General features: G+C 70.8%; 21 protein-coding genes. 10 read left to right on the top strand and 11 right to left on the bottom strand.

The genetic code is table 11. The annotated features are described in order from the left end of the window. Positions 1-15 precede the first annotated feature (15 nt). Positions 16-2,310, bottom strand: a complete 2,295-nt coding sequence (locus ACZ61C_RS00430) for a sodium-translocating pyrophosphatase (RefSeq protein WP_465301256.1) — start codon at positions 2,308-2,310, stop codon at positions 16-18. Positions 2,311-2,669: 359 nt separating this feature from the next. Between ACZ61C_RS00430 and ACZ61C_RS00425 the strand changes: the two genes are divergently transcribed. Beyond that, the gene (locus ACZ61C_RS00425; RefSeq protein ID WP_465302716.1) at positions 2,670-5,081 is read left to right on the top strand and encodes a DEAD/DEAH box helicase; all 2,412 of its coding nucleotides are present in this window, start codon (positions 2,670-2,672) and stop codon (positions 5,079-5,081) included. A gap of 85 nt (positions 5,082-5,166) precedes the next feature. Here ACZ61C_RS00425 and ACZ61C_RS00420 read toward each other — a convergent pair whose 3' ends face one another. From ACZ61C_RS00420 to ssd, 8 genes are all read right to left on the bottom strand, one after another. Next, on the bottom strand, positions 5,167-5,784 hold the full coding sequence (locus tag ACZ61C_RS00420; protein WP_465301254.1) for a bifunctional DNA primase/polymerase: 618 nt from the start codon (positions 5,782-5,784) through the stop codon (positions 5,167-5,169). 853 nt (positions 5,785-6,637) lie between these two features. Next, the gene (locus tag ACZ61C_RS00415) at positions 6,638-7,042 is read right to left on the bottom strand and encodes an Rv3654c family TadE-like protein (protein ID WP_465301252.1); all 405 of its coding nucleotides are present in this window, start codon (positions 7,040-7,042) and stop codon (positions 6,638-6,640) included. Beyond that, positions 7,029-7,364, bottom strand: coding sequence for a TadE family type IV pilus minor pilin (locus ACZ61C_RS00410; protein WP_465302714.1), 336 nt, complete (start codon positions 7,362-7,364; stop codon positions 7,029-7,031). The genes ACZ61C_RS00415 and ACZ61C_RS00410 overlap by 14 nt, the downstream gene beginning before the upstream one ends. 20 nt (positions 7,365-7,384) lie before the next feature. Further along, positions 7,385-7,561, bottom strand: coding sequence for a DUF4244 domain-containing protein (locus ACZ61C_RS00405; RefSeq protein WP_465301250.1), 177 nt, complete (start codon positions 7,559-7,561; stop codon positions 7,385-7,387). Positions 7,562-7,589: 28 nt separating this feature from the next. After that, positions 7,590-8,312, bottom strand: a complete 723-nt coding sequence (locus ACZ61C_RS00400; protein WP_465301248.1) for a type II secretion system F family protein — start codon at positions 8,310-8,312, stop codon at positions 7,590-7,592. After that, positions 8,309-9,067 (bottom strand): type II secretion system F family protein, encoded by a 759-nt coding sequence (locus tag ACZ61C_RS00395; protein ID WP_465301246.1) that lies wholly within the window; start codon positions 9,065-9,067, stop codon positions 8,309-8,311. The genes ACZ61C_RS00400 and ACZ61C_RS00395 overlap by 4 nt, the downstream gene beginning before the upstream one ends. Positions 9,068-9,131: 64 nt before the next feature. Then, on the bottom strand, positions 9,132-10,283 hold the full coding sequence (locus ACZ61C_RS00390) for a TadA family conjugal transfer-associated ATPase (protein WP_465301244.1): 1,152 nt from the start codon (positions 10,281-10,283) through the stop codon (positions 9,132-9,134). A 397-nt stretch (positions 10,284-10,680) separates the two neighbouring features. Then, on the bottom strand, positions 10,681-11,751 hold the full coding sequence (gene ssd, locus ACZ61C_RS00385) for a septum site-determining protein Ssd (RefSeq protein ID WP_465301242.1): 1,071 nt from the start codon (positions 11,749-11,751) through the stop codon (positions 10,681-10,683). A 519-nt stretch (positions 11,752-12,270) separates the two neighbouring features. On the opposite strand from ssd, the gene ACZ61C_RS00380 reads away from it, so the two are divergent. The 6 genes from ACZ61C_RS00380 to ACZ61C_RS00355 all read left to right on the top strand — a co-directional run bounded on the left by ACZ61C_RS00380 (position 12,271) and on the right by ACZ61C_RS00355 (position 20,719). Beyond that, positions 12,271-13,101, top strand: coding sequence for an HAD family hydrolase (locus ACZ61C_RS00380; RefSeq protein ID WP_465301240.1), 831 nt, complete (start codon positions 12,271-12,273; stop codon positions 13,099-13,101). Between the two features lie 682 nt (positions 13,102-13,783). Beyond that, positions 13,784-15,523: a glycoside hydrolase family 3 protein gene (locus ACZ61C_RS00375; protein WP_465302712.1), complete on the top strand. Its 1,740-nt coding sequence runs from the start codon at positions 13,784-13,786 to the stop codon at positions 15,521-15,523. Beyond that, on the top strand, positions 15,520-16,779 hold the full coding sequence (locus tag ACZ61C_RS00370; protein WP_465301238.1) for an exo-beta-N-acetylmuramidase NamZ family protein: 1,260 nt from the start codon (positions 15,520-15,522) through the stop codon (positions 16,777-16,779). Before ACZ61C_RS00375 ends, ACZ61C_RS00370 begins: the two co-directional genes overlap by 4 nt. A gap of 46 nt (positions 16,780-16,825) precedes the next feature. Beyond that, positions 16,826-18,553 carry a serine hydrolase domain-containing protein gene (locus ACZ61C_RS00365; protein ID WP_465302710.1) on the top strand — a complete coding sequence of 576 codons (1,728 nt, stop codon included), beginning with the start codon at positions 16,826-16,828 and terminating at the stop codon, positions 18,551-18,553. Positions 18,554-18,791: 238 nt separating this feature from the next. Beyond that, entirely contained in the window at positions 18,792-19,766 is a 975-nt protein-coding gene (locus tag ACZ61C_RS00360) for a MurR/RpiR family transcriptional regulator (protein WP_465301236.1), read from the top strand. Positions 19,767-19,789: 23 nt separating this feature from the next. Then, complete coding sequence (locus ACZ61C_RS00355) at positions 19,790-20,719, top strand: N-acetylmuramic acid 6-phosphate etherase (protein WP_465301234.1); 930 nt, start codon at positions 19,790-19,792, stop codon at positions 20,717-20,719. Between the two features lie 51 nt (positions 20,720-20,770). Here ACZ61C_RS00355 and ACZ61C_RS00350 read toward each other — a convergent pair whose 3' ends face one another. Beyond that, on the bottom strand, positions 20,771-21,493 hold the full coding sequence (locus tag ACZ61C_RS00350; protein ID WP_465301232.1) for a Fic family protein: 723 nt from the start codon (positions 21,491-21,493) through the stop codon (positions 20,771-20,773). Beyond that, positions 21,490-21,987 (bottom strand): phosphoribosyltransferase, encoded by a 498-nt coding sequence (locus ACZ61C_RS00345; RefSeq protein ID WP_465301230.1) that lies wholly within the window; start codon positions 21,985-21,987, stop codon positions 21,490-21,492. The genes ACZ61C_RS00350 and ACZ61C_RS00345 overlap by 4 nt, the downstream gene beginning before the upstream one ends. A 114-nt stretch (positions 21,988-22,101) precedes the next feature. On the opposite strand from ACZ61C_RS00345, the gene ACZ61C_RS00340 reads away from it, so the two are divergent. From ACZ61C_RS00340 to ACZ61C_RS00330, 3 genes are all read left to right on the top strand, one after another. Continuing rightward, entirely contained in the window at positions 22,102-22,704 is a 603-nt protein-coding gene (locus ACZ61C_RS00340; RefSeq protein ID WP_465301228.1) for a GNAT family N-acetyltransferase, read from the top strand. A gap of 100 nt (positions 22,705-22,804) precedes the next feature. Continuing rightward, positions 22,805-24,787, top strand: coding sequence for an acetate--CoA ligase (gene acs, locus ACZ61C_RS00335; RefSeq protein WP_465301226.1), 1,983 nt, complete (start codon positions 22,805-22,807; stop codon positions 24,785-24,787). A gap of 140 nt (positions 24,788-24,927) precedes the next feature. Continuing rightward, complete coding sequence (locus tag ACZ61C_RS00330) at positions 24,928-25,410, top strand: DUF6319 family protein (protein ID WP_465301224.1); 483 nt, start codon at positions 24,928-24,930, stop codon at positions 25,408-25,410. The last annotated feature ends 39 nt before the right edge of the window (positions 25,411-25,449 follow it).

Here is a 25,449-nt window from a genome sequence, read left to right as displayed (position 1 = left end):
TGCTGCTTCAGGCCGTCAGGCCTTGATCTCCGTCGGGGTGTCGGAAAGGACCGTTCCCCGGCGCTTCGAAACGACGATCGCCGCGACGATGACGGCGACCGCGACCAGCGAGATGATGATGCGCACCGCGGCGTTCTCGTCCGGGCCGATCGAGAACTGCACGACGGCCGGCGCGATCAGCACGGAGACCAGGTTCATCACCTTGATCAGCGGGTTGATCGCCGGGCCGGCGGTGTCCTTGAACGGGTCACCGACGGTGTCACCGATGATGGTGGCCTCGTGCGCGGACGAGCCCTTTCCGCCGTGGTTGCCGTCCTCGACCAGCTTCTTCGCGTTGTCCCACGCGCCACCGGAGTTGGCGAGGAAGATCGCCATCAGGGTGCCGCAGGCGATCGCGCCGGCCAGGTAGCCGGCGAGCGCGCCGGTGCCCAGGCCGAAGCCGACCGCGATCGGGGCGAAGACCGCCAGCAGACCCGGCGTCGTCAGCTCACGCAGCGAGTCGCGCGTGACGATGTCGACGACCTTGCCGTACTCGGGACGGGTGGTGCCCTCCATGATCCCCGGGATGTCGCGGAACTGGCGGCGCACTTCGTAGACGACCGCGCCGGCGGCCCGGGACACCGCGTTGACCGCGAGACCGGAGAACATGAAGACCACGGCCGCACCGACGATCACGCCGACCAGCGTGTTCGGGCTGACGATCGTGTTGACGAACGACTTGGCCGCGTCCATGCCGGTGACCACGCCGTTGCCCATGCCCGTCAGCGTCTTCGTGATCGCGTCGGAGTAGGAGCCGAACAGCGCCGTCGCCGCGAGGACCGCCGTGGCGATCGCGATGCCCTTGGTGATGGCCTTGGTGGTGTTGCCGACCGCGTCCAGCTCGGTGAGGATCTGCGCGGCCTTCTCGTCGACGTCGCCCGACATCTCGGCGATGCCCTGCGCGTTGTCCGAAACCGGGCCGAAGGTGTCCATCGCGACGATGACGCCGACGGTGGTCAGCAGGCCGGTGCCGGCCAGCGCCACGGCGAACAGCGCGACGCCGCCGCCGAGCAGGTACGCACCGAACACGGCCGCGCCGATCACGAGAGCGGTGTAGACGGCGGACTCGAAACCGACCGAGATGCCGGACAGGATGACGGTCGCGCCACCGGTCTCCGACGTCTGCGCGACGTCCTTGACCGGCTTGTACTCCGTGCCGGTGTAGTACCCGGTCAGCTTCAGGATGACCGCGGCGAGCACGATGCCGATGATCACCGCGACGGTCGCGATGACCGCCGGGTTGCCCGAGTTCTCGAAGCCCGCGCCGAAGTCGGAGAAGCTGCTCGGCAGGTACACGAACGCCGCGATCGCCGACAGCACCGCGGAGATGACCGCGGAGATGTAGAAGGAGCGGTTGATCGTGACGAGGCCACCCTCACCCGCGCGCGCCTTCGTGATGTAGACACCGATGACCGCGGTGATGACGCCGATGGCCGGCACGATCAGCGGGAAGATCAGGCCGTGCACGCCGAAGGCGGTGCTGCCCAGAATCAGCGCGGCGACGAGCATGACGGCGTAGGACTCGAAGAGGTCCGCGGCCATGCCGGCGCAGTCACCGACGTTGTCACCCACGTTGTCCGCGATGGTCGCGGCGTTGCGGGGGTCGTCCTCCGGGATGCCCTGCTCGACCTTGCCGACGAGGTCGGCGCCGACGTCCGCGGCCTTGGTGAAGATGCCGCCGCCGACACGCATGAACATCGCGATCAGCGCGGCGCCGAAACCGAAGCCCTCCAGCACCTTGGGCGCCTGGCCGGTGTAGACCAGCACGACGACCGCGGCACCGAAGAGGCCGAGACCGACGGTGATCATGCCGACCACACCACCGGTGCGGAACGCCACGCGCATGGCGATCTCACGGCCGCCTTCCTCGCGCGACGCGGCGGCCACGCGCAGGTTCGCCTGCGTCGCCAGCCACATGCCGAGGTAGCCGATCGCGAACGAGAACCCGGCGCCGACCAGGAAGAAGAGCGACCGGCCGATCTTCTCGTTCCAGTCGTCGGCGGGAAGTGCGAAGAGCAAGAGGAACACGATCGCGCCGAAGATGGCGAGAGTGTTCCGCTGGCGCTTGAGGTATGCAGCCGCGCCTTCCTGCACCGCCTTGGCGATGTCCTGCATCTTGGCGGTGCCCTGGCCTGCGGCCAGCACCTCCTTGAGCAGGACGTAGCCGATGACGAGTGCGGCAAGCGCGACCACGGCGACTACACCGACAATCGTGTAGCCACTTCCGGAGAGCGTGATGGACCCGCCCTCCGCAAGGAACTGCCGTGACATTCGTCCTCCAGGAGACGTCGCGTGCGCCGGCGTCGACGGCAGGCCGAGGGTTCGACACGGCCGACGCTGGCATGGACCCTGTACGGAGCGACACGCTAGCCGGGCAGCAACGCACGTCTCACATGACGCTCACCACAGAGGGTGTGGATTGCGGGAGTGTATTGGTATCGCAACCAGCGTCTTCACGCCGTCCCGGTGACGGTACATTCCGTTACCTTGTGAGGCTCCTCACTTGATCGATCACTCGATCGCCGATCCGTTGGCGTAGCTGGGGATCGCTCCGAGATGCGAGAACTGTCGGACCCCTGTGCCAAGCTCGGCTGGTGGACGACTCACGGGGGCGGCGGCTGCTGGGGCGGGTGACCGCCGGCATCCCGGCGCGCGAGAACCCGGTCACGCACGTGGCCGACCTGCCGGGCCGGAACGCGCGCTACGCAGAGTGGCCGTCGTGGGCCGATCCGGCCGTGGTGACTGCGCTGCGTGACTGCGGCGTTTCGGCGCCTTGGGCGCACCAGGCCGAAGCCGCTTCGCACGCGTACGAAGGTCGTCACGTCGTGGTTTCGACCGGCACGGCGTCGGGCAAGTCGCTGGCCTACCAGCTGCCGGTGCTGTCCCGGCTCGCCGCGGGCGAGAAGGCGAACGCGCTGTACCTGTCCCCGACGAAGGCGCTGGGCGCCGACCAGCTGCGGTCCGTGTCCTCTTTGGACGTTCCGGGAGTCCGGGCCGCGTCGTTCGACGGGGACACGCCGATGGTGGAGCGCGACTGGGTGCGGGCGCACGCGAACTGGGTGTTCACCAACCCGGACATGCTGCACCGCGGGATTCTTTCGCAGCACGGGCGGTGGGCGCAGTTCTTCCGGCGGCTCAGCTGCGTGGTCGTCGACGAGTGCCACAGCTATCGCGGTGTCTTCGGCTCTCATGTCGCACTGCTGCTTCGCCGGCTTCGGCGCGTAGCCGAGCACTATGGCGCGTCGCCGGTGTTCGTGCTCGCCTCGGCGACGACGGCTTCGCCTGCTTCGTTCGCTTCGCGGCTCACTGGGGTTTCGTGTGAGGCGGTGACGGAAGACGCGTCGCCGCGCGGTGCCCGGACCGTCGTGTTGTGGGAGCCGCCGCTGTTGGAGGAGCTCACCGGCGAGAACGGCGCGCCGGTCCGGCGCTCGGCGGGCGCGGAGACGTCGCGGATCCTCGCCGACCTCGTGGTCGAGGGCGCCCGCTCGCTGGCGTTCATCCGGTCGCGGCGGGGCGCGGAGCTGGCCGCACTGGGCGCGCGTCGCATACTGTCCGAAGTGGACCCTCGATTGTCGGAAACCGTTGCGGCATACCGGTCCGGCTATCTTCCTGAAGAGCGCCGGGCACTTGAGTCGGCGTTGTTGTCGGGACGGCTTCTGGGCGTCGCGACGACCAACGCGCTGGAGCTCGGCGTCGACATCGCGGGGCTGGACGCGGTGGTGCTCGCCGGTTACCCGGGCACGCTCGCGTCGTTCTGGCAGCAGGCCGGGCGGGCCGGCCGTTCGGGCGACTCGGCGCTGGTGGTTTTTGTGGCGCGGGACGACCCGCTCGACACCTATCTGGTGCACCACCCGGCGGCGCTGCTCGACCGGCCGGTGGAGACGGCGGTGCTCGACCCGGCGAACCCGTACGTGCTGGCGCCGCAGCTCGCGTGCGCCGTCGCCGAGCTGCCGTTGACCGTTCCCGAGCTGGAGATGTTCGGCGGCGCGGCGGCCCAGGAGGTGCTGACCGAGCTGGCTGAGCAGAAGCTGCTCCGGCGCCGGTCGAGCGGGTGGTACTGGACGTCGCGGGATCGGCCGCACGCCGAGGTCGGCATCCGCGGCACCGGCGGTGAGCAGATCGCGGTCGTCGAGTCGGACTCCGGCCGGATGCTCGGCACGGTCGACCCGGGTTCGGCGTGCTTCGCCGTGCATCCGGGGGCCGTCTACCTGCACCAGGGGTCGTCGTACGTCGTCGACGAGCTGGACCTGGAGACCGGGCTGGCGATGGTGCACTCGGAGAACCCCGACTGGACGACAACTCCACGCGAGATCGTGGACATCGCGGTGCTGAGCACTGCCGAGAAGCAGGACTTCGGCGGGGTGAGCGTCTGCCTCGGCGAGGTGGCCGTGACATCGCAGGTGGTCGGCTACCTGCGGCGGCGGCCGTCCGGAGAGGTGCTGGACCACACCGCGTTGGATCTGCCGGAGCAGAGCCTGCGCACGCGGGCGGTCTGGTACACGGTCTCGGCGGAGCTGCTCGCGTCTTCAGCCGATGGCGAGGCGGGGACCGGGGGCCATCGGGTGGGGACCGAATCTGCGGGGCCGGTGGGGACCGGGGAGGAAACCCTGGCGAGCGGTCGGGGGCCCACTCGCGAGGGTGGCAGGACACCGGGGGGTGCCGGATTGGTTCCGGCACGGGTCCCCGGTGCCCTGCATGCCGCCGAGCACGCGGCGATCGGCCTGCTACCGCTGTTCGCTACGTGCGACCGGTGGGACATCGGCGGGGTGAGCACCGCGTGGCACGAAGACACCGGGGAGGCGACGGTGTTCGTGCATGACGGCCATCCCGGGGGTGCGGGATTTGCCGAACGCGGTTATGCCGCGATTGTCCCGTGGCTGGCCGCAACGCGGGAGGCGATCGTCTCCTGCGAGTGCCCGACGGGTTGCCCGTCCTGCGTCCAGTCGCCGAAGTGCGGGAACGGCAACGATCCGCTGGACAAGGCGGGTGCGGTGGCAGTCCTGGACACCGTGCTCGGGGCGTTGCGTCTACACGGTGCCTAGAACGGCCACTTGGTGGTTCATGGAGTTGTGTCCTGCTCCGCCGCGGCCGGGCTGGGACCGGCCGATGGCGGTGGTTCGGGGTGGGTCAGGCCGCAGTCATGGGGACCAGCTGCGCGGCGTCGGCGCCGGCCAGGGCTCGGACGAGGACGTCCTGCACCTCGGCGGCGTCCGGCAGCTGCCAGCCGCAGACCTCGGGCTTGACGCGCCAGTGCACAACGCCGTGCTGGAACGGCGACGGCGGCAGCGGGATCCAGCTGTCCTTGCCGTGCCACTGGATCGTGGCCTCGGCGGCCAGCTCGGCCGGCACGCGGTCGGCGACGGTGGTGAGGAAGAGCCAGCGGCCGTTCGGCAGCGCGATGATCGGCGCCGGGTGACCGAGGGTGCGGAGCAGGCGGCAGGCGCGCTTGCCGAGCTCGTCGTCGACCTCGATGGCGTCGAGGACGGTGCCGGTGGCGACGAGGAGGCTGTGGGTGCGGTCGGAGAACCAGGTGGCGACCTCGTGGGCGTGGGTGCCGATCTGCTCGCGCCAGGCGTCACTGGCCGGGACCGGACGGCGCCAGGTGAGGTCGTCGCCGTCGGTGAGCGGAGCGGGGTTGGCGCCCGGGAGCACCGGCCAGCCACGCCAGGCGAGTCCGATCGCCTCCGCGCGCAGTTCGATGCGGAAGGCGCCCCGCCAGCTGTCCGGCCAATTCGCGTCCAACATTGTCTTCCTGCCTTAGGTTCCGGTTCTCCGCGACCCCGGAGCTAAACGCTGTCGTGGTGTCGCACATCTCACTTAACGGCAAGTTGCACATTGCCCGGAACCCCCGCGCGACAACCGGTGGTTACTGGGCGATGAACGCCCAGTAGCCCGAACCGCCGGACCGAACCCGGCGGCGCAGATCGACGGTGAGCGGCGACCGCACACGGACCGTTCGTCGCGGGGAGCCCACGTCGGAGAAGGAGCCCGCGGGGGCAGCGGTACCGCCTATCGGCCCAGGTGGGCAGCTTTTTCGACCGCTCGCCGTGCACTGGCGACCGCTGCCCGTGACCATCCGCCGCTCATCGCCGGGTCCGGCGGATCAGCCGGTCATCGCCGCATACCGACCGGTCGGCGTCCGGTGGGCGGGGGTCCCGGTGAGTGGGGCGTCGAGGCTCCGGGGGCCGGGTAGCTGGTGGTCGCGGGGTGGATCCGGCAGGCGAACAGGGCCCGACCGCGGGAGATGGCCAGCCGCTAGCGCGGTTGTGAAGGGACGCGGCGGGCGGCCCGGCCCGGGGGCGGGTGGACGGCCGGGCTGGCCGAGGGTGCGGGCCCGGGCCACGATGGTCAGGGCGAGCGGCCGGTGAGGCCGAGGCGGGCGCGGGGCGCGATGGTCACGGCGCGCGGCCGGTGGGGCCAGCGCGGGGCGCGATGGTCACGACGCGCCGCCGGTCAGGCCAGCGCGGGCACGAGGCGCGATGGTCACGGCGAGCCGCCCGTGAGGCCAGCGCGGGGCCTCACGGCGAGCGGCCGGTGGGCCAGCGCGGGGCGCAATGGCCACGGCGCGCCGCTGGTGGGGCTGGCACCGGCGCGATGGTCACGGCGCGCGGCCGGTGGGGCCGGCTCGGGCGCGGGCGGATGGGCCCGGTAAGCCCGCCAAGGCGAAGCTCGGGGCCTGGACTTCGACCAGGGCGTCGAGGCGTTGCCATCGGCAGGTCAGGAGGGCTACTTCCATCCGGTCCGCGATCCACCGGGCTCGCTCGCACGCCCTGATGGGTCCCTCCGACGCGTGTGAGGCCGCCGCGAGGGCGCCGAGGTCCGCTGCTGTTTCTGCCCTATGGCGTGCGAGGACCGCCGCGCCCAGCCAGCAGCCCAGGACCGCGATGCCGGTCAGCGCTGCCACCGCCATGGCTGTCCAGATCGTGGCCACTCCACTGTCGTCGTGGTCGTCTGGAGACTGGCCCTGCTCGGCACGCCGCGGCCGTCGGTCAGCCTGTTGCATCGGTGGCCCCCGTTCCCGGCTCGGCCATCGCGTAGGCAGTTGCGTCCAGGTGGATGGCCGGGAGCAGGCCGCCGGCCGGCTGGGCTGTCACCCTTACCGTTATTGCGTCGCCTGTCTGGTGGATGTCCAGGTTCGCGCCCGGTGGGGCGATCGTGTGGACCGCCGATGCCGCTTCGGCGGGCTGGCCTCTTGCCAGCAGGCGCGCTGCTTCGCGGGCCGCGTCCGTGCAGCGCAGCTGACCCGTCAGGACCGTCAGGCCGGCTAAGAGCAGCACCGCGACCACGGTCAGACCCGCCAGGCCGAGCGCTGCCTCGACCGTCACCGAGCCTTCGTCGCGGCGGCTCACGAGGGCACCGTCAGTGCCTTCATGACCAGGCTCGTCAGCCACGACACCACCGAGTCACCGGTGAGCAAGGTGTAGAGGACAGCGGCGAACGCCGCGACGGCGACCGTGACGATCGCGTACTCGACCGTCGTGGAGCCGTCGTCGGAGCCGGGGCTGTGGTGGAACGCGCGCATGGGATTCCCTTCGTTGTTCGTGCGTGGGTCAGAAGAGCGGGCCGAGACGTCCGGCGAGGCCCAGGACGACCGGCAGCACGCCCAGGCAGAAGAAGGCCGGTAAGAAACAGAGGCCGACCGGCAGCGCGAGGGCTACTCCCGCGCGCTCGGCTCGTTCCTCCGCGCCGGTGTCCAGCTCGTCGCGGAAGCGGGTCGCGAGGTCGGCGGCCGCGGTGGCGAACGCGGCGCCCGAGCGGGACGTCCGGATCGCTGCCGCCGCCAGCTCCGCGAGGCCCGGGACCTCCCGCACCGGCGCCCAGGCCTCGTCGGGCGTGGAACCGAGGGCGAGTAGCCCGGCCGTCGAACGCAGGGCCGCGCCCGCCTCGGTAGGCGTCGTGCCGGACACCGCGTCGAGTGCCGAGGAGACCGGCAGGCCGGCTCGCAGGCAGGCCGCGAGGAGGTCGAGCGTTCCGGCCAGCCGCAGTTTCACCGCGATGTCGATCGTCGGGGCGCGCGGACGGCGGGTTCTGCGGATCGCCCACCACCCGGTGGCCGTGATGGCGGCGCCCGCGATCACTCCGGTCAGGCCGCCGATCAGCAAGGCCGTTGAGACGCCGCCCAGCGCTGTCGCGATGTCCGGTATCGCCGGGTGCCATTTGCGGGCGGGTTGCTGCTTCCCACCGGCCAGCCAGTCGAAGCGCCGCGCGACGGCCGCGTCGGCTGGCCAGATGAGGAGGGCGCCGCCGAAGAGAACGAATGCCGCCGCGTTCATCGGATCCGCACCCGTCCGGTGAGGGCGCGGCACCAGGCCGTCCCCGCCCAGAGCAGAACACTGCCAACGACCAGCAGCAGCTGGCCCGGCGTGCTCCCGGCCAGGACCGACAGCGGCGCCGCGCCCATGACCTGCCCGAGCAGCACGCACAGGACCGGGAGCCCGGTGAGCACGGCCGCGTTCGCGCGGGGTCCGGCCAGTTTCGCTCGCATCCGGCGAGCGAAGGCCAGGCCGGCTTCGGCGTCGCGGCGGGCCGAGTCGAGGACGTCGGCCATCGGCAGGCCGTAGCGCTTGCCCAGCGTCCAGGCGGCGGCGAGCTCCGGAAGGGCCGGTGCGCGCAGCTCGCCGTCGAGCCGGGCCGCCGTCGCGAGGGCGCGAAGGTCGCCGGCCACGGCCGGGACGGCTTCCGCGGCCGCTTCCGCCGCTGTCACCGGGTGGGCGCCGGATCGGAGCTCGGCCACCATCGTGCGCAACGCCGTCGCGGTGTGCGCGGCCATCGCGAGCTCCGCGGCGCCGCGGCGGTGGGACTGCCACTCCTGACGCCACGCCAGCGTGAGCACGACTGCGGCCAGCGCGCCGCCGACTCCCGCGAGCAGGCCGGCAAGCGCGGCGGGAAGCAGCCACCGGACGACACCCCAGACGTCGGGGATCCGGATCGTCGCCGGTTTCTCGACCGCCGCTTGGAGCCGGGTCGGGGCCGCGGGCCAGCACGCCAGGGCCGCGCCGACGCACAGCGGGAGCCACGCGGTGATCATCGTGGCCTCCTTCGCCGGCGCGGGAAGATGTTCACCAGCACGAAAAAACGCACGATCAGGAGGGTCAGCACGTGAGCGCTCCCGTCGTGACGAACAGGTGGCGATCGACGGTCCAGCGCCCCGCGCGCCACACCGGCACGACGCGGGCGCGGCCGTGTTCGGCGCGGAGCACCCCGACTTCGGCGAGACGCCGTCGGCCGCCCGGCTCGCGTCTCATGTGGAGGACGACCCGGATCGCGGCGACGAGCTGGCTGTGGACGGCTTCGCGGCCGAGACCGCCGAGCGCGGCCAGCGCCTCGATGCGGGCGGGCACTTCGGCCGGCGAGTTGGCGTGGACGGTGCAGGCGCCGCCGTCGTGGCCGGTGTTGAGCGCGGTGAGCAGAGCTCCGACCTCGGCGCCGCGGACCTCGCCGACCACTAACCTGTCCGGGCGCATGCGCAGCGCCTGGCGCACGAGCTCGGGCAGGCCGACCGCGCCCGCACCCTCCACATTGGCCGGTCGAGCGACGAGGCTGACGAACTGCGGGTGCGCGGGCTGCAGCTCGCCGGCGTCCTCGACGCAGACGATGCGCTCGGCGGGGTCGACCGCGCCGAGCAGCGCGGCCAGGAGTGTCGTCTTGCCCGCGCCGGTGCCGCCGGTGACCAGGAACGCCATCCGCCGCGCGACGACGGTGTCGAGGATCTGGGCGCCAGCCGCGTCGAAGGCACCGAGCTCGCGGAGGGTGGTGAGGTCGTGGGTTGCCGGGCGGAGGACGCGGAGGGACAGGCAGGTGCCGTTCGTGGCGATCGGCGGGAGGACCGCGTGGATGCGGATCCGGCCGTGGGGGCCGGATCCGGGGAGCCAGCCGTCCACATAGGGCTGTGCGTCGTCGAGCCGGCGGCCCGCGGTGAGGGCGAGGCGCTGGGCCAGGCGGCGGACGGACTCTTCGCCGTTGAAGGTGATGCCGGTGCGGGTGAGGCCTTCTGGGCCGTCTGTCCAGACCTCGTTCGGGCCGGTGACGAGCACGTCGGTGGTCGACGGGTCGTCGAGGAGCGGGGCGAGGGGGCCAGCGCCGATGAACTCGTCGCGGGCTTGGCGGGCGGCGTCGAGCACGGCGTCGTGGCCGAGGGCGCCGCCGGCTTCGGCCCGGACTGCGGTCGCGACGGCGACGGGGTCGGCCTGGCGGCGGTCGCCGGCGAGGCGGTTGCGGACTCGGTCGACGAAGTCGGTGGTCATGGGTTCACCGCCTGGGGGCTGGTTGGTGCTGGTTCGGGGCTCGGTCGGCGGCTGTCGCGCGGGTGCCTGGTGACTGGGCTCGGATGGTGGAGAGCTTCGGTGAGGCTGGCGGTCACGCGAGTACCCGAGGGCGGGCTCGGATCGCAGGGACCTTCGGCGAGGCGCGCCGTCACGCGGGTTCCGGACGACGGGCGCGGATCGTCGAGAGGCTCGGCGAGAGGGGCAATCACGCGAGTGCCCGGCGACGGGCGAGATGGGGTGGCCTGGGGTGGCAGCGACCGCAGGAAGCTCTCCGCGCTTACCGGGCCGCGGCCGGCGAGGGTCAGGAGGGTTGGGAGCAACAGGTCGCTCACTCTGGTTGGGGGCACCGGGCCGCGGAGATCCTTCGCCGTTCTCATCAGGCCGCCGCCTGGGCTTCGCGGTGGGCTAATGACAGGACCCTTGCTGCTGCTGCCGCCAGCGGGCCTGAGGGTTTGGTCGGGAACTCGCCTCGCTCCAGGGCCATCGCCAAGCCTCGCTCCGGGAGCATCGAGGCCAGCAAAGGCGGTCCGAGGATGCCTGCCGCGCGAGTTGGGGATACTCCTGTCCTGGACCGTCCACATGCGACTATCCCGACTCGGGCCGTCAGTTTTGACAGGCCGTGCAGGACCTGCTTGGCCGCCGCGGAGGCGCGGAACTCGATCGGGGCCAGGAGGACCACCAGGTCGGCCGTGCTCACCGCGCTCGCCGCCGCCTCCGTCAACGTTCTCGGGAGGTCGCACACCACCGTGCGGCCCGCGCGGCGACCTGCCGCCAGGACCGCCGACAGCGACTTCGCCTCCGGGCCTTCGCCCTCGGTGCCGCACGCCAGGACCGGGAGGCTGCCGCCGCGGTGGCGCTGTTTCGGGAGGGCCGCTGCCAGTGATGTCACCGAGACTCGGCCGGTCAGCTTCACCTCCGACCAGCGGGGGCCGGGGGACTTTTCCAAGCCCAGCAAAAGATCCAGACCGCCACCCAGGGGGTCGCAGTCGACCAGCAGGGCGCCGCCCGGGTCGCAGTCGGCCGCCAAGGCCAGTGCTGTCGCGAAGACCGACGCGCCCGCGCCGCCGCGGCCGCCGACCACCGCCAGGACCAGGCCGGCCTGCTCGGCCGGGGTTTCGACGACGTCGGCGAACGCGCCCGCCAGCTCCGTCTCCTCGTCCGGCAACGAGATCACGCGCTCGACGCCGACCTCGAACGCGTGTTTCCACGTCTTCGGCCCCGGGCTGCCCTTGCAGACCAGGACGATGCCGCGACGCCGTGGCAGCGTGGGTGGCAGCCGCGCGGTTTCCTCGTCGAGCACCACCAGCGGCGCGCGGGCCCAGTGGCTCCGGGCCGCCGTCAGGTCCGGTGCCCGGTCGAGCTCGCAGCCCGCGACCGCGGCCACGCGCAGGATCTCGTCGAGCACGGTCTCGTCCGCGGCGACCACCAGCGGTCGTTCCCCCGTCATGCGTTCTCCCCGTCGTCGGTGCGGGCCGTGGGTGGCCCGGCTTCCACCGTCGCGGTCGGGGGTGCGGCGGCACAACGGGTCGAGGGGCCAGCTGTGGACAACCGGGGTGTTGTGGACAACTGCCGCCCGGGGAACCGCTCGCGGGCCGGTTCTGTCGGTGGGCCGTGGGATGATCGCCGCGCCGAGCATCTCGATGCCCGCCCGAACCGCGCGATCAAGCCGTGCCAAGGGAAACGGCGAAGGCAAGCGGAAGGTTAAGAGGGTGGCCCCCGCCAGGGGGGAGGGACGGGGGCCACCGAGGGTTCAGCCCCGGGGGGTCGGACTGAACCGGCCCGGTTGGACACCGGGCTCCCTCACTGTAACTCCGCCGGGCGCCGGTTCGCGCGCCGGACGAGGCACACAGTTCGGTAACGGCACGGCGCGCCGGAAGTCCCTTCCTGTCATGGATTTTCCGCCCGCCGCGGCGCGCCTGTGGTGGATCAACGGGACGTGCCGCGATCAAGCTCTTATCCTGGGCACGTGGCCGAACCGAGCAGCGCGCCGTCGCGCATCCGGAACCCGGGCCCGGAGCACGCGGTGGCCGCGTTCTTCGACCTGGACAAGACGATCATCGCCTCGTCGAGCGCGCTGGCGTTCAGCAAACCATTGCTCAGAGAGGGACTGATCAACCGTCGCGCGGCGTTGCGCAGCGCCTACGCGCAGCTGGTCTTTTCCCTCGCCGGCGCCGACGAGAACAAGACCGAGCGGCTGCGCGCCGAGGTTTCCGCGCTGTGCGCCGGCTGGGACGTCGCGCAGGTTTCGGCCATCGTCCGCGAAACCCTGCACGACGTCGTCGACCCGCTCGTGTACGTCGAAGCGGCGGAGCTGATCGCCCGGCACCGCGAAGACGGCCACGACGTCATCGTGCTGTCGGCGACCGGCGAGGAAGTCGTCGCGCCGGTCGCGGAAATGCTCGGCGCGACCCGCAGCGTCGCCACCCGGATGCAGATCGTCGACGGCCGCTATTCCGGCCAGGTCGACTTCTATTGCTACGGCGCCAACAAGGCCGTCGCCGCGAAGCAGCTCGCCGCGACCTACGGCTACGACCTCGCCGAGTGCTTCGCCTACACCGACTCGAGCACCGACATCCCGCTGCTCGAGGTCGTCGGGCACCCCCACGCCGTCAACCCGGACAAACTCCTGCGGCGCGAGGCCCTCGACCGCGGCTGGCCGGTGCTCGCCTTCGACCGGCCCATGTCGCTGCGCAGCCGGATCCCGACGCGGTCGGCGGGGATGGTCGCCCTCGGTGTCGGCGCGGTGGCCGCCGGGGCGACCTGGTACGGCCTCAGCCGTCGCCGTCGGTCCCGATGACGGGACCCCGACACCCACACGGCCGTACGGCCTCCGCTTTCTCCCGGCCCAGCCCCGAATTGTCCGTCGCGCAGGGTGCCCGTGTCACCCGATCCAGCCTCTGTACCGGTGCACCCATCCGCGCACTTGAAGTGACCGGGCTCACGGCGTAGAAAGTAGGTGCGGACGTTTGGTCGGCCAGGGAGCAGGTAGAAGAGAAGCCTGTTCCACCCCGGCAAATCTCCGTGCGCGGACTCCGGGTACCCACGCGCAGCGCGCCGCGGGAGGCTCGTCGTCTAGGGACTGCGTAGTGGGACGCCACACGCCGAGTCCATGTAGGTACGACCAGAGTTGCACGCTTGGTCGCCCGAGAAGTTCGCGCTGCAGGCGGCGCCCGTCGGCCCTAGGCCACGGGCGCCGCCTCGTCTCTGTGTAAAGGTGTCTCGGCGAACGGCCGCCTCGCGAACACCGCCGTTCGGCCGCCTCCGCATGTTGCGAACGGCGAATTTCCTACCGATCCGGGTACGACTGGACCGTTCGTGCGGTCGGCCGATGGACATCGACGGATTCGGTGAGTAGCTTCCCGATACTGGCGCTTCCGAGTGGACTTCTCACGTCCGCCGGGCGCCCGCAACTTTCTGGGAGGCTGGTCGTGACGACCCGAAATCGGAGGTTCCATGCGCTCGCCCTGCCCGTCGCGGGGGTGCTCGCCCTCACCGGTGTGGGTGTCGCGACCGCCGCGAGCGCGCCGAGCGTGAGCGCCGAAGCGCAGGCGGACGCCGCCGCGACGCAGGCGCTGCGGGGGCTGTCGCTCGAGCAGAAGGTCGGGCAGCTGTTCGTCACGTGGGTGAACGGCAAGACGGCCGACGAGGTGAACCCGAAGAACCAGACGGACTTCGGCGTCGACACCCCGGCCCAGGTCGTCCAGAAGTACCACCTCGGCGGGGTCATCTACTTCAACAACGACACCCGCGACAACTTCGATGACCCGGTCCAGGTGTCGAAACTTTCGAACGGCCTCCAGAAAGCCGCCATCACGAGCGGGGCGCACATCCCGCTGCAGGTCGGCGCCGACCAGGAGGGCGGCACGGTGACCCGGATGGGCGCGCCGGCCACCGAGTTCCCGAACTCCATGGCCATCTCCGCCGGGCGGGACACGGCACGGGCGACGAAGGCCGCCACCATCCTCGGCCAGGAGCTGCGGGCCGTCGGCATCAACCAGGACTTCGCGCCCGACGCCGACGTCAACTCCAACCCGGCGAACCCCGTCATCGGCGTCCGGTCCTTCGCCGGGCAGCCCGGGCTGGCGAGCGACTTCGTCTCCGCCGAGCTGAAGGGCTTCCAGAAGTCCGTCGCCGCGACCTCGAAGCACTTCCCCGGCCACGGCGACGCCGCGACCGACAGCCACACCGGCCTGCCCCGGATCGACCGGACCGAACAGGAATGGCGCGACATCGACGTGCCGCCGTTCAAGGCCGCCATCAAGGCCGGCGTCCCCTCGATCATGACCGCGCACATCCAGTTCCCCAGCCTCGACCCGTCGCTGGAGCCGGCGACGCTGTCGAAGCCGATCGTCACCGGGAAGCTGCGCAACGAGCTCGGTTACAACGGTGTTGTCATCACCGACTCCCTCGAGATGCAGGGTGTCCGCGAGATGCACAGTGACGCCGAAATCCCGGTGCTCGCGCTCAAGGCCGGGGTCGACCAGCTGCTCATGCCCGTGCACCTCGACGTCGCCATCAACTCGGTGCTCGCCGCCGTGAAGTCGGGCGAGATCCCGATGCAGCGGATCGACCAGAGCGTGCTGCGCGTGCTGAAGCTCAAGTTCAAGAGCGGCATCCTCTTCTCGCCGTTCGTCGACCCGAACCGCGTGATGAGGACCGTCGGCACGCCGGCGAACCTCAAGACGGCCCAGGACATCGCCGACCGCGGCATCACGGCGATCGCGAACGACGCCGGTGTCCTGCCGCTGAAGCAGAAGCCCGCCACCGCGCTCGTCACCGGCTGGGGCGTCTCCACCACGACGACGCTCGCGCAGAAGCTGACCGCACACGGCACGGCCGCGACGGCGTACCAGACCGGTCAGGCGCCGACGGACGCCCAGATCGCCCAGGCCGTCGCGAACGCCAAGAACACCGACCTGGTCGTCGTGCTGACCAACAACATCGGCGGCTTCCCGCTGCAGACCAAGCTCCTGAACGCGCTGCAGGCCACCGGCAAGCCGGTCGTCGCCGTGGCCGCGCAGATCCCGTACGACGCCGGTTACCCGAGCGCCGTCCAGACGTGGCTGGCGACCTACGGCTACATCGGCCCGACGCTGGAAGCGCTGGCCAAGGTCGTCCTCGGCGAGACGAAGCCGGTCGGGAAGCTGCCGGTCGACATCCCGGCGGGCGCCGACCTGCAGACCGTCAAGTACCCCTTCGGCCACGGGCTGACCTGGTGAACCTGAACCGGCGCCACTTCCTCGGCGCGGGCGCGCTCGCGGTCCCGGCTCTTGCAGGCGGTTCCGCGGTCGCCGGAGCCGAGCCCGAAAACCGGCCGGGTCGCGTCCTCACGGGCGCGGAACAACTGGCCGCGCAGGGCTGGCGGACGCTCAAGGGCCGCAAGCTCGGCGTCCTCTCGAACCCGACCGGCGTCCTGCTGAACGGCGACCACATCGTCGACTCGATGGTCGCGGCCGGCGTCAAACCGGTCGCGGCCTTCGGGCCCGAGCACGGCTTCCGCGGCAGCGCGCAGGCCGGCGGCTCCGAAGGTGACTACACGGACCCGCGCACGGGCGTGCCGGTGTACGACGCGTACGGCGTCGACGCGGCGAAGCTCGCCTCGCTGTTCACCAAGGCGGGCGTCGACACGGTCGTCTTCGACATCGCCGACGTCGGCGCGCGCTTCTACACCTACATCTGGTCGCTCTACACCGCGATGGTGGCCGCCGCCCAGGTCAAGGCCGCTTTTGTCGTGCTCGACCGGCCGAACCCGATCGGCGGCCGCCTGGCCGGCCCGGTGCTCGACCCGAAGTTCTCCTCCGGCATCGGCAAGAAGCCGATCGCCCAGCAGCACGGCATGACCGTCGGTGAGCTCGCGCGCTTCTTCGCCGAAGAGTTCCTCCCCGGCGAAGGCGTGAAGCTCGATCGCCTCGACGTCGTCCAGGTGCGCGGCTGGCAGCGGGACACGCAGTTCGCGCAGACCGGGCTCAACTGGGTGCTGCCGAGCCCGAACATGCCGACCCCGGACACGGCGCTCGTCTACCCGGGCACCGGCATGTTCGAAGGCACCGTGTTCTCCGAAGGCCGCGGCACCACCCGGCCGTTCGAGATCATCGGCGCGCCCGGGCTCGACTGGCGGTGGCGCGAGAAGCTCGAGGACCTCGCGCTGCCGGGCGCGAAGTTCCGCGAGATCTACTTCGTGCCGACGTTCAGCAAGTTCGTCAACCAGACCTGCGGAGGCGTGCAGGTGAGCGTCGCCGACCCGCGGGCCTTCGACGCGGTCCGGACCGCGGTCGCCATGCTCGTCACGGCGAAGGCCCTGCACCCGGACGTCTTCGCCTGGCGGCCCGACAACTACATCGACAAGCTCTCCGGGTCCGACCGGCTCCGGACGATGGTCGACGCCGGCGCGGGCGTCGACGAGGTCACCGGGGCCTGGCGCGCCGAGCTCGCCGAGTTCGACCGGAAACGTCGCCACTACCTGCTCTACCGCTGAGGGGGCGCTCGTGCGTGCTAGGAAGGTCATCGCCGCGGCCACCGGAGTGCTGGTCGCGCTGACCACGTTGACTGTGTTGAATTCAGGAGCCGGCGCCATCACCAGGCACGACGACGCGGGCCGCTTCGACCGGCCGCAGCAGGGGTTCGCCCCGGCGTGGACGACCCTGCGCGACGCCAAGCCGAAAGAGGTGAACCTCGACCCGGCGCCGATCAAGGCGGCCGAGGACTTCCTGGCGAGCTGGACGAAGCCGGACACCACCGGGCACCCGCACTTCTCCGGCGCGGTCGGCCTGCTGGCCCACGACGGTGTGGTCGTCGACCGGTACGCCGTCGGCGGCGCGCTGCGGTACGCCGACGCGGCGGGCACCGAGCTGCCGCCTGCCCAGCAGGTCCCGATGCGCAACGACACCATCTTCGACATGGCTTCGATCTCGAAGCTGTTCACCTCGATCGCCGTCCTGCAGCTGGTCGAACGCGGGCAGCTCACGATCGACACCCCGGTGAGCCGCTTCTTCCCGGAGTTCGCGACCGGCGACAAGGCCGCCATCACGATCAAGATGCTGCTCACGCACGTCTCCGGGTTCGACGCCGACCCGATCCCGTCGCTGTGGGCCGGCTACCCCGACATCCCGTCGCGCCGCCAGGCGGTGCTCGACAGCCCACTGAAGAACAAGCCGGGCACGACCTACCTCTACTCCGACATCAACCTCCTCACGCTCGGCTTCATCGTCGAGAAGCTGACCGGGCAGTCCCTGGACAAGGTCGTCCACGACCGGATCACCGCGCCGCTGGGCATGGTCGACACGGGGTACAACCCACCCGCGTCGAAGCTGAACCGGATCGCCGCGACAGAGTTCGAGGCGAACCCGCCGCGCGGGATGGTGCGCGGCAGCGTCCACGACGAGAACGCGTGGTCGCTCGGCGGGGTCGCCGGGCACGCCGGGGTGTTCAGCACCGCGGGCGACATGGCGACGCTGGCCCAGACGATCCTCAACGGCGGCAGCTACCGCGGTCACCGGATCCTGGGCGAGCAGACCGTCCGGCAGATGCTGACGAACTACAACCAGCAGTTCCCGGACGACTCGCACGGCCTCGGCTTCGAGCTCGACCAGCCCTGGTACATGGGCGCGCTGGCCTCGCCGGTCACCGCGGGCCACACCGGGTTCACCGGAACGACGCTGGTCATCGACCCGGAGTCGCGCTCGTTCGCGATCCTGCTCACCAACCGCGTCCACCCGACGCGGAACTGGGGCTCGATCAACACCGCCCGCCAGGTGTGGGCGACGTCGCTGGCCAGGGCGATGGCGGTGAAACCGGCCGTCGGGAAGGACGCCTGGACGAGCACGCTGGGTAACGCCGCCGTCGCAACGCTGAGTACTCGCCCTTTTACTACCCAAAGTGATCAAGCGCGGGTGTCTTTCTACGCTTTCGTGGACACCGAGGGAGTTACTGATCCATTACAGCTGCAGGCGACCACCGACGGGGTGAACTGGCAACCGATCACGCTATCGGTATCGGGGCCGGGTGCACCCTCCGGAGATGTGACGTCGCTCTCCGGACACGGGCACCGTGCCTGGTGGAAGGCGAGCGGCATGCTGCCGCAGGGCAGCTCAGTGGGCCTCCGGTGGCGTTACAGCACCGACCCGAACTACACCGGGCGCGGAGTTTCGGTCGACGGTGTGAAAGTCACCGAGAGCGGCCGATCACTCCTCGACGGTGAACGGAACCCCTCGGTTTTTGTCGCTGAGGGTTGGCAGTTGAGCGCTCGGTGACGACCGGGTCGCTTGCTGTCGACTTTTCCCCGCACGACACCGTTCCAGAGCCGTTTGCATCGCGACACTAAGTTGCCAAGTCGTTAGCTTGACCTCGTTAACAAGACCGACCTGGTTGGCGACTTTCTGGTCAGTGATTAATCGCAAATCCAGATCCGCAGACACGGACGGGTTGCGATAAGACCGAAGGGTGTGGGTAGCCTTGTCGCAGATGCCAACGGTTAGTAACTTTCCGACGGTGAGTGATACCGAATCCGTAGTCGGCACGGCACCGTCCGAAGCCGTGGCGGTCCAGCCGACCGCCCGGGACGCCGACGCCAGCCCGCTGGTGCGGATCCGGTCCCTGCTCCCCGGCCTGGCCCGCGCCGAGCAGCGCGTGGCCAAGGTGGTGCTGGAAGATCCCGCGCAGGTCGCGAGACGCAGCATCACCGAGGTGGCCCTGGCCGCCAACACGAGTGAGACGACGGTGACGCGCTTCTGCAAGGCGGTCGGCGTCGGCGGGTACCCGCAGCTGCGCATCGCACTGGCCGCGGACACCGCCCGCACCGAGGCGCGCACCACGCGCAACCTCGGCGGCGAGATCGGCCCGGAGGACGACCTGGCCGCCGTGATCGGCAAGGTCAGCTTCGCCGACGCGCGTGCGGTCGAGGAGACGGCCGACCAGCTCGACGTCGCCACGCTGCAGCGGGTGATCGAGGTTGTCGCGAGCGCCGGTCGCGCCGACGTCTACGGCGTGGGCGCCAGCGCGTTCGTCGCCGCGGACCTGCAGCAGAAGCTGCACCGCATCGGCCGCGTGTGCTTCGCGTGGTCGGACACCCACATCATGCTCACCTCGGCCGCGGTGCTGAGCCCCGGTGACGTCGCGATCGGCGTCTCGCACACCGGCGCGACCACCGACACCGTCGAGGCGCTGCGGGTGGCCCGGGAGCACGGCGCGGTCACCATCGCCGTGACGAACTTCCCGCGGTCCCCGATCACCGAGGTCGCCGACTACGTTTTGACCACGGCCGCCCGGGAAACCACGTTCCGTTCGGGAGCGACGGCGAGCCGCATCGCCCAGCTCACCGTCATCGACTGCCTGTTCATCGGCGTCGCGCAGCGGCACATGGACGCGTCGGTCAGCGCCCTGGACGCCACCCGGGACGCGGTCGGCTCGCACCGCCTGGGCGTCCGGCCGGACGGCCGCCGCCGGCCGCGGGAAACCGGCAAGTAATGACCATCGAAGATGTGAGGCGCATGATGACCGTCCCCACGCAGGCGGTGCACGTCGATTCGCCGACCGAGACCCGCAACCCCCGCACCACGGACATCGACCTGATGTCCACCGCGGGGATCCTGGGCGCGATCAACGCCGAGGACCGCACGGTCGCCGGCGCCGTCGCCGCCGTGCTGCCCCAGGTGGCGCGCGCGGTGGACTACGCGGTCGACGCCCTGCGGGCCGGCGGCCGGGTGCACTACGTCGGCGCGGGGACGTCCGGTCGTCTGGCGACGTTGGACGCGGCCGAGCTGGTGCCGACGTTCAACGTGCCGGCGGACTGGTTCATCGCGCACCACGCAGGCGGCGAGCGCGCGCTGCGCCAAGCCGTCGAAAACGCGGAGGACGACGACGGGGCCGGCGCCGCCGAGATGGCGGCCATGGTCCAGCCGGGCGACTTCGTGCTGGGGCTGACGGCGTCGGGCAGGACGCCGTACGTCTTGGGCGCGCTGCTGGCGGCCCAGCGCCAGGGCGCCCACACCGGCCTGGTGTCGGGCAACCCGAAGGCCGCCAAGCCGGCGGGGGTCGACGTGCTCATCGCCGTCGATACCGGCCCGGAGGCGATCGCCGGCTCGACCCGGATGAAGGCGGGCACGGCGCAGAAGATGATCCTCACGTCGTTCTCCACGGCGACGATGATCAAGCTGGGCCGGACCTACTCCAACCTGATGGTCAGCATGCGGGCGACGAACGCGAAGCTGCGCGGCCGGACCATCCGGATCCTGCAGGAAGCCACCGGCATGACGATGGCGGAGTGCTCGGACGCGCTGACCGAGGCCGGGGGCGACCTCAAGGTGGCGCTGGTGCACCTGCTCTCCGGGGAGGACGTCAAGAGCGCGGCGAAGGCGCTGCACGTCTCCGGCGGGCACGTCCGCAAGGCGCTCGACCTGGTGCACGTGCGCGCCGGCTGACGCGGACGGCGAGGACTCGCGGCGCGGGCTTCGCGCCGCGAGTGGAAGCGGTCAGGACGCCGCGTCGGAGATGCTCTTCGCTTCGCGCGCGCCCGATTCGAACGCTTCGCAACAGAACAGCAGCCACGCGCGGACGCCTTCGGGCGTCCCGCTCGCGAACCCTTCCGCGGTCTCGAGATACCGCGGCACCCGGCGGAAAAAGGCGACCTCGGGAACGCTCAGCGCTTTCGGGTCGAGCCCCGTCGCGACCATCGTCAGCCGGGCCGCCCCGCGGGCGACCACGCCGTCCGCGCTGCCGAAAGGCTTGAGCGCCAACAGTTCCCCGTGCACGACCGCCGTCAGGACCGGGCCCGGCACCGACGTCGCGCCGGTCACCAGCTGGGCCAGCAGCTCCAGGCGGCCACCGCCGGAATGCGGGCGCCCCAAGGCATCCGGGTCGCTGACGAGGTCCGCCGCGGCGAGCACGTGCAGCCGCGCCAGGGCCTGCATCGGCGCGCGCCGCCACGTCGGCAGCAGCGTCTCCAGCGTCTCCGCAACCCGCAGCGCGCCGGCCAGGACCGGGTCGCCGACCGCGCCGTCGGCGGGCAGTTCCGGGTTCGCGCCCTCGATCCCGGCGGACGCGCGCGCCGCCCGCACCGAGGCTTCCGCCGCCGTCGCCGCGCCGCCGCGGAGGTTGGCCGGGAGGCGGTGCACCGCGAACACGGCGTCCTGCGCGGACTTCGCCGCCGCCGCGACGCCTTCGAGGTCGAGCAGGGGCTTCAGCGGGTCGTTCATGCGTCGAGAACCTGTCCTTCGCGCTTGACCACGGGCGGCAGCACCGACCACGGGAAGTTGATCCACTTGTCGGTGTACCGCCAGACGTACTCGCACTTGACCGTCGAGTGCGGCTTCTCGTAGACGACGGCCGAGCGGACCTCGGCGACGTGGTCGAGGCAGAAGTCGCGGACCAGCTTGAGCGTGGCGCCGGTGTCGGCGACGTCGTCGGCGATCAGCACCTTCTTGCTCGTGAGGTCGACGACGTTGGGCACCGGCGGCAGCATCACCGGCAGGTCGAGGCGCTGGTCGACGCCGGTGTAGAACTCGACGTTCATCACGTGGAGGTTCTTGACGTCGAGCGCGTACCCGAGCGCGCCGGCGACGAAGAGGCCGCCGCGGGCGATGGACAGGACGAGGTCCGGCGCGAAGCCGTCGTCGGCGATGGTGTGAGCCAGTTCACGGCTCGCCGTGCCGAACAGCTCCCAGCTCAGCTCTTCCCGCTCTTCGGCCATCGAACTCGCCCCTTCGTCGTGGTTCAGCCGAGTTTAGGCAACGCCGAAGTGGCCCCTGGAGATGCTCGGAAATTGGCTATCAGGGAAAGCCAATGGCGAACCTACGATGATCACGTGAGCGACTGGAACGGACAACCCACCCTGGCCGGCGAGCACGTCCGCCTCGAACCGCTGGCGCGCGAGCACGCCAAGGGCCTGCTCGAAGCGGGCGCCGACCCGGGCATCTGGGCGTGGCTGAGCATCCGGCAGCCGGGGGATCTTCCGGCGGCGGAGCGGATGGTCGAGCAGGCGCTCGCCGACCCCGCGCGCCGGGCGTTCGCGCAGATCGACGTCACCTCCGGGCGGGTCGCCGGGACGACGTCGTACTACCAGGTCGTCGAGCCGCACCGGATCCTCTCGATCGGGCACACCTGGATCGGCGCGGACTGGCAGCGCACCGGGCTGAACACCGAGTCGAAGCTGCTGTTGCTCACGCACGCGTTCGAAACCCTTGACGCGCAACGGGTTTCCTGGGAGACCGACGTCCGCAACCTGCGCTCGCAACGCGCCATCGAACGGCTTGGCGCGCTTCGCGAAGGCATTCTGCGTGCGCACCGGATCCGGCCGGACGGGTCTTCGCGCGACACCGTCACCTATTCGATGCTGGCGCCGGAGTGGCCGGCGGCGAAGGCGCGGCTGAACGAACGCTTAGTCACCGGGACTCGCCTGCCTCGGTGAAACGGCGGTGCTACGTGGGTGCAACCTTTTACAAGGCGGACTAACGTCGCTAGCGTGCCGCTAGCCGTCGTTTCGGCGCACTACAGGAGGCCTTGCAACCATGACCGAGCAGTCCCCAGCCCTGGACAACCTGCTCACCGAGAGCCGCACCTTCCCGCCCAGCGACGAATTCGCTGGCCAGGCCAACGCGAAGGCCGACCTCTACGCCGAGGCGGACGCCGATCGTGAAGCCTTCTGGGCCAAGCAGGCGGAGCGGCTGACGTGGGACACGAAGTGGACCACGGTACTGGACTGGACCAATGCGCCGTTCGCGAAGTGGTTCGTCGGCGGCAAGCTGAACGTCGCGTACAACTGCGTCGACCGGCACGTCGAGTCCGGCCACGGCGAGCAGGTCGCGATCCACTGGGTCGGCGAGCCGGGTGACACCCGGGACATCACCTACGCCGAGCTGAAGACCGAGGTCTCCCGGGCCGCCAACGCCCTGCTGTCGCTGGGCGTCACCGCCGGCGACGTCGTGGCGATCCAGCTGCAGATGGTCCCCGAGGCCATCTTCGCGATGCTCGCGTGCGCCCGGATCGGCGCGCTGCACAGCGTCGTCTTCGGCGGCTTCTCCCCGACCGCGCTGCGCGCCCGCGTCGACGACGCCGCCGCGAAGGTCGTGATCACCTCCGACGGCCAGTTCCGCCGCGGCAAGGCCGCGCCGATGAAGGCGAACGTCGACGAAGCGCTCGAAGGCGCCGAAAGCGTCGAGAAGGTCATCGTCGTGCGGCGCACCGGAGACCAGCTCGAGGGTGACGTCCCGTGGACCGACGGCCGTGACCTCTGGTGGCACGAGCTCGTCGACGGACAGTCCGAAGAGCACACTCCCGAGGCCTTCGACAGCGAGCACCCGCTGTTCATCCTCTACACGTCCGGGACGACCGGGAAGCCGAAGGGCATTCTCCACACGTCGGGCGGTTACCTGACGCAGACGGCGTACACGCACCACAACGTCTTCGACCACAAGGCCGGCGAAGACGTCTACTGGTGCACCGCCGACATCGGCTGGATCACCGGCCACAGCTACATCGTCTACGGCCCGCTCGCGAACCGCGTCACGCAGGTCGTCTACGAAGGCACGCCGAACACCCCGCACGAGGGCCGGCACTGGGAGATCATCCAGAAGCACAAGGTCTCCATCTACTACACCGCGCCGACGCTGATCCGCACGTTCATGAAGTGGGGCGCGGAAATCCCGGAGAAGTACGACCTGTCGTCGCTGCGGGTGCTGGGCTCGGTCGGCGAGCCGATCAACCCCGAGGCGTGGATCTGGTACCGCGAGAACATCGGCGCGGGCCGGGCGCCGATCGTCGACACGTGGTGGCAGACCGAAACCGGCGCGATCATGATCTCGCCGCTGCCCGGCGTCACCTCGACCAAGCCGGGCTCGGCGCAGAAGGCGCTGCCGGGCATCTCGGCGAAGGTCGTCGACGACACCGGCACCGAGGTCGGGCCCGGCGGTGGCGGGTACCTGGTGCTCGACCAGCCGTGGCCGTCGATGCTGCGCGGCATCTGGGGCGACGAAGAGCGCTTCCGCGACACCTACTGGTCGCGCTTCCAGGACCAGGGCTTCTACTTCGCCGGTGACGGCGCGAAGTACGACAACGACGGCGACATCTGGCTGCTCGGCCGCGTCGACGACGTCATGAACGTGTCCGGCCACCGCATCTCGACGACCGAGGTCGAGTCGGCGCTGGTCTCGCACCCGACGGTGGCCGAGGCCGCGGTCGTCGGCGCGACCGACCCGACGACCGGGCAGGGCATCGTCGCGTTCGTCATCCTCCGCGGCAACGCCGTCGACGGTGGCGAAGAGGCCATCCAGGCGCTGCGCAACCACGTCGCGAAGGAGATCGGGCCGATCGCGAAGCCGCGGCAGATCATGGTCGTGCCGGAGCTGCCGAAGACGCGCTCGGGCAAGATCATGCGCCGGCTCCTGCGCGACGTCGCGGAGAACCGGCAGGTCGGCGACGTCACCACGCTGGCCGACTCGTCGGTGATGGACCTGATCTCGTCGGGCCTGCAGTCGGGCAAGTCCGAGGAGTGAGCTAGCGTCTTCGTGTCAGAGCCCTTCCGGCTTCGTCCGGGAGGGCTCTGTCATGACACCCCGCGCGGCGCGCGTCGAACGCATGTTCTACACTGTGCCGCGAACCACACCCCCTTCCCGGGCAAGGAGACGACACGACGATGACCGTGGATGTCCTGACGCACGACGAGGAAACGGCTTCGGCTACCCCTGAGGCGCCCGCCGTTGCCACTGACGAGGCGACGACCGTCACCGAGTCCGCGTCCACCTCTTCTCCGGAGGACTCGGCCCCGGCCGAGCCCGCCGCCGAGGAGGCCCCCAAGCCCAAGCGCGGCCGCCCGAAGGGTGCGGCGACCGCGTCGACGGCGAAGAAGACCCGCACGGTCGAGCTGATCCTGACCGTCACCGGCACGGCCGACGGCGAGTGGCAGGCCGAGCTGAAGAACGGCTCGAAGTGGGTCGCGAAGGGCCTGGAGATCCCCGCCGCCGCGGTGTCGCGCGCGGCGAAGGAGCTGCACTCCGACCTGTCCGGCCCGATCGACGAGGTGATCAACCAGGCCCGCGAAGCGCAGGCCGCGAAGGTCGCCGCGCTGGAGGCCGAGCTCGAGAAGGCCAAGCAGGCCCTCGCCGAGCTGGACGCCTGAGGCTTTACTGGTAGAAGCGCCCGGTTCCGCGTTCCGCGG

Source organism: Amycolatopsis sp. NPDC104587 (genome assembly GCF_055583645.1).
This window is presented reverse-complemented; position numbering and strand designations above follow the sequence as displayed.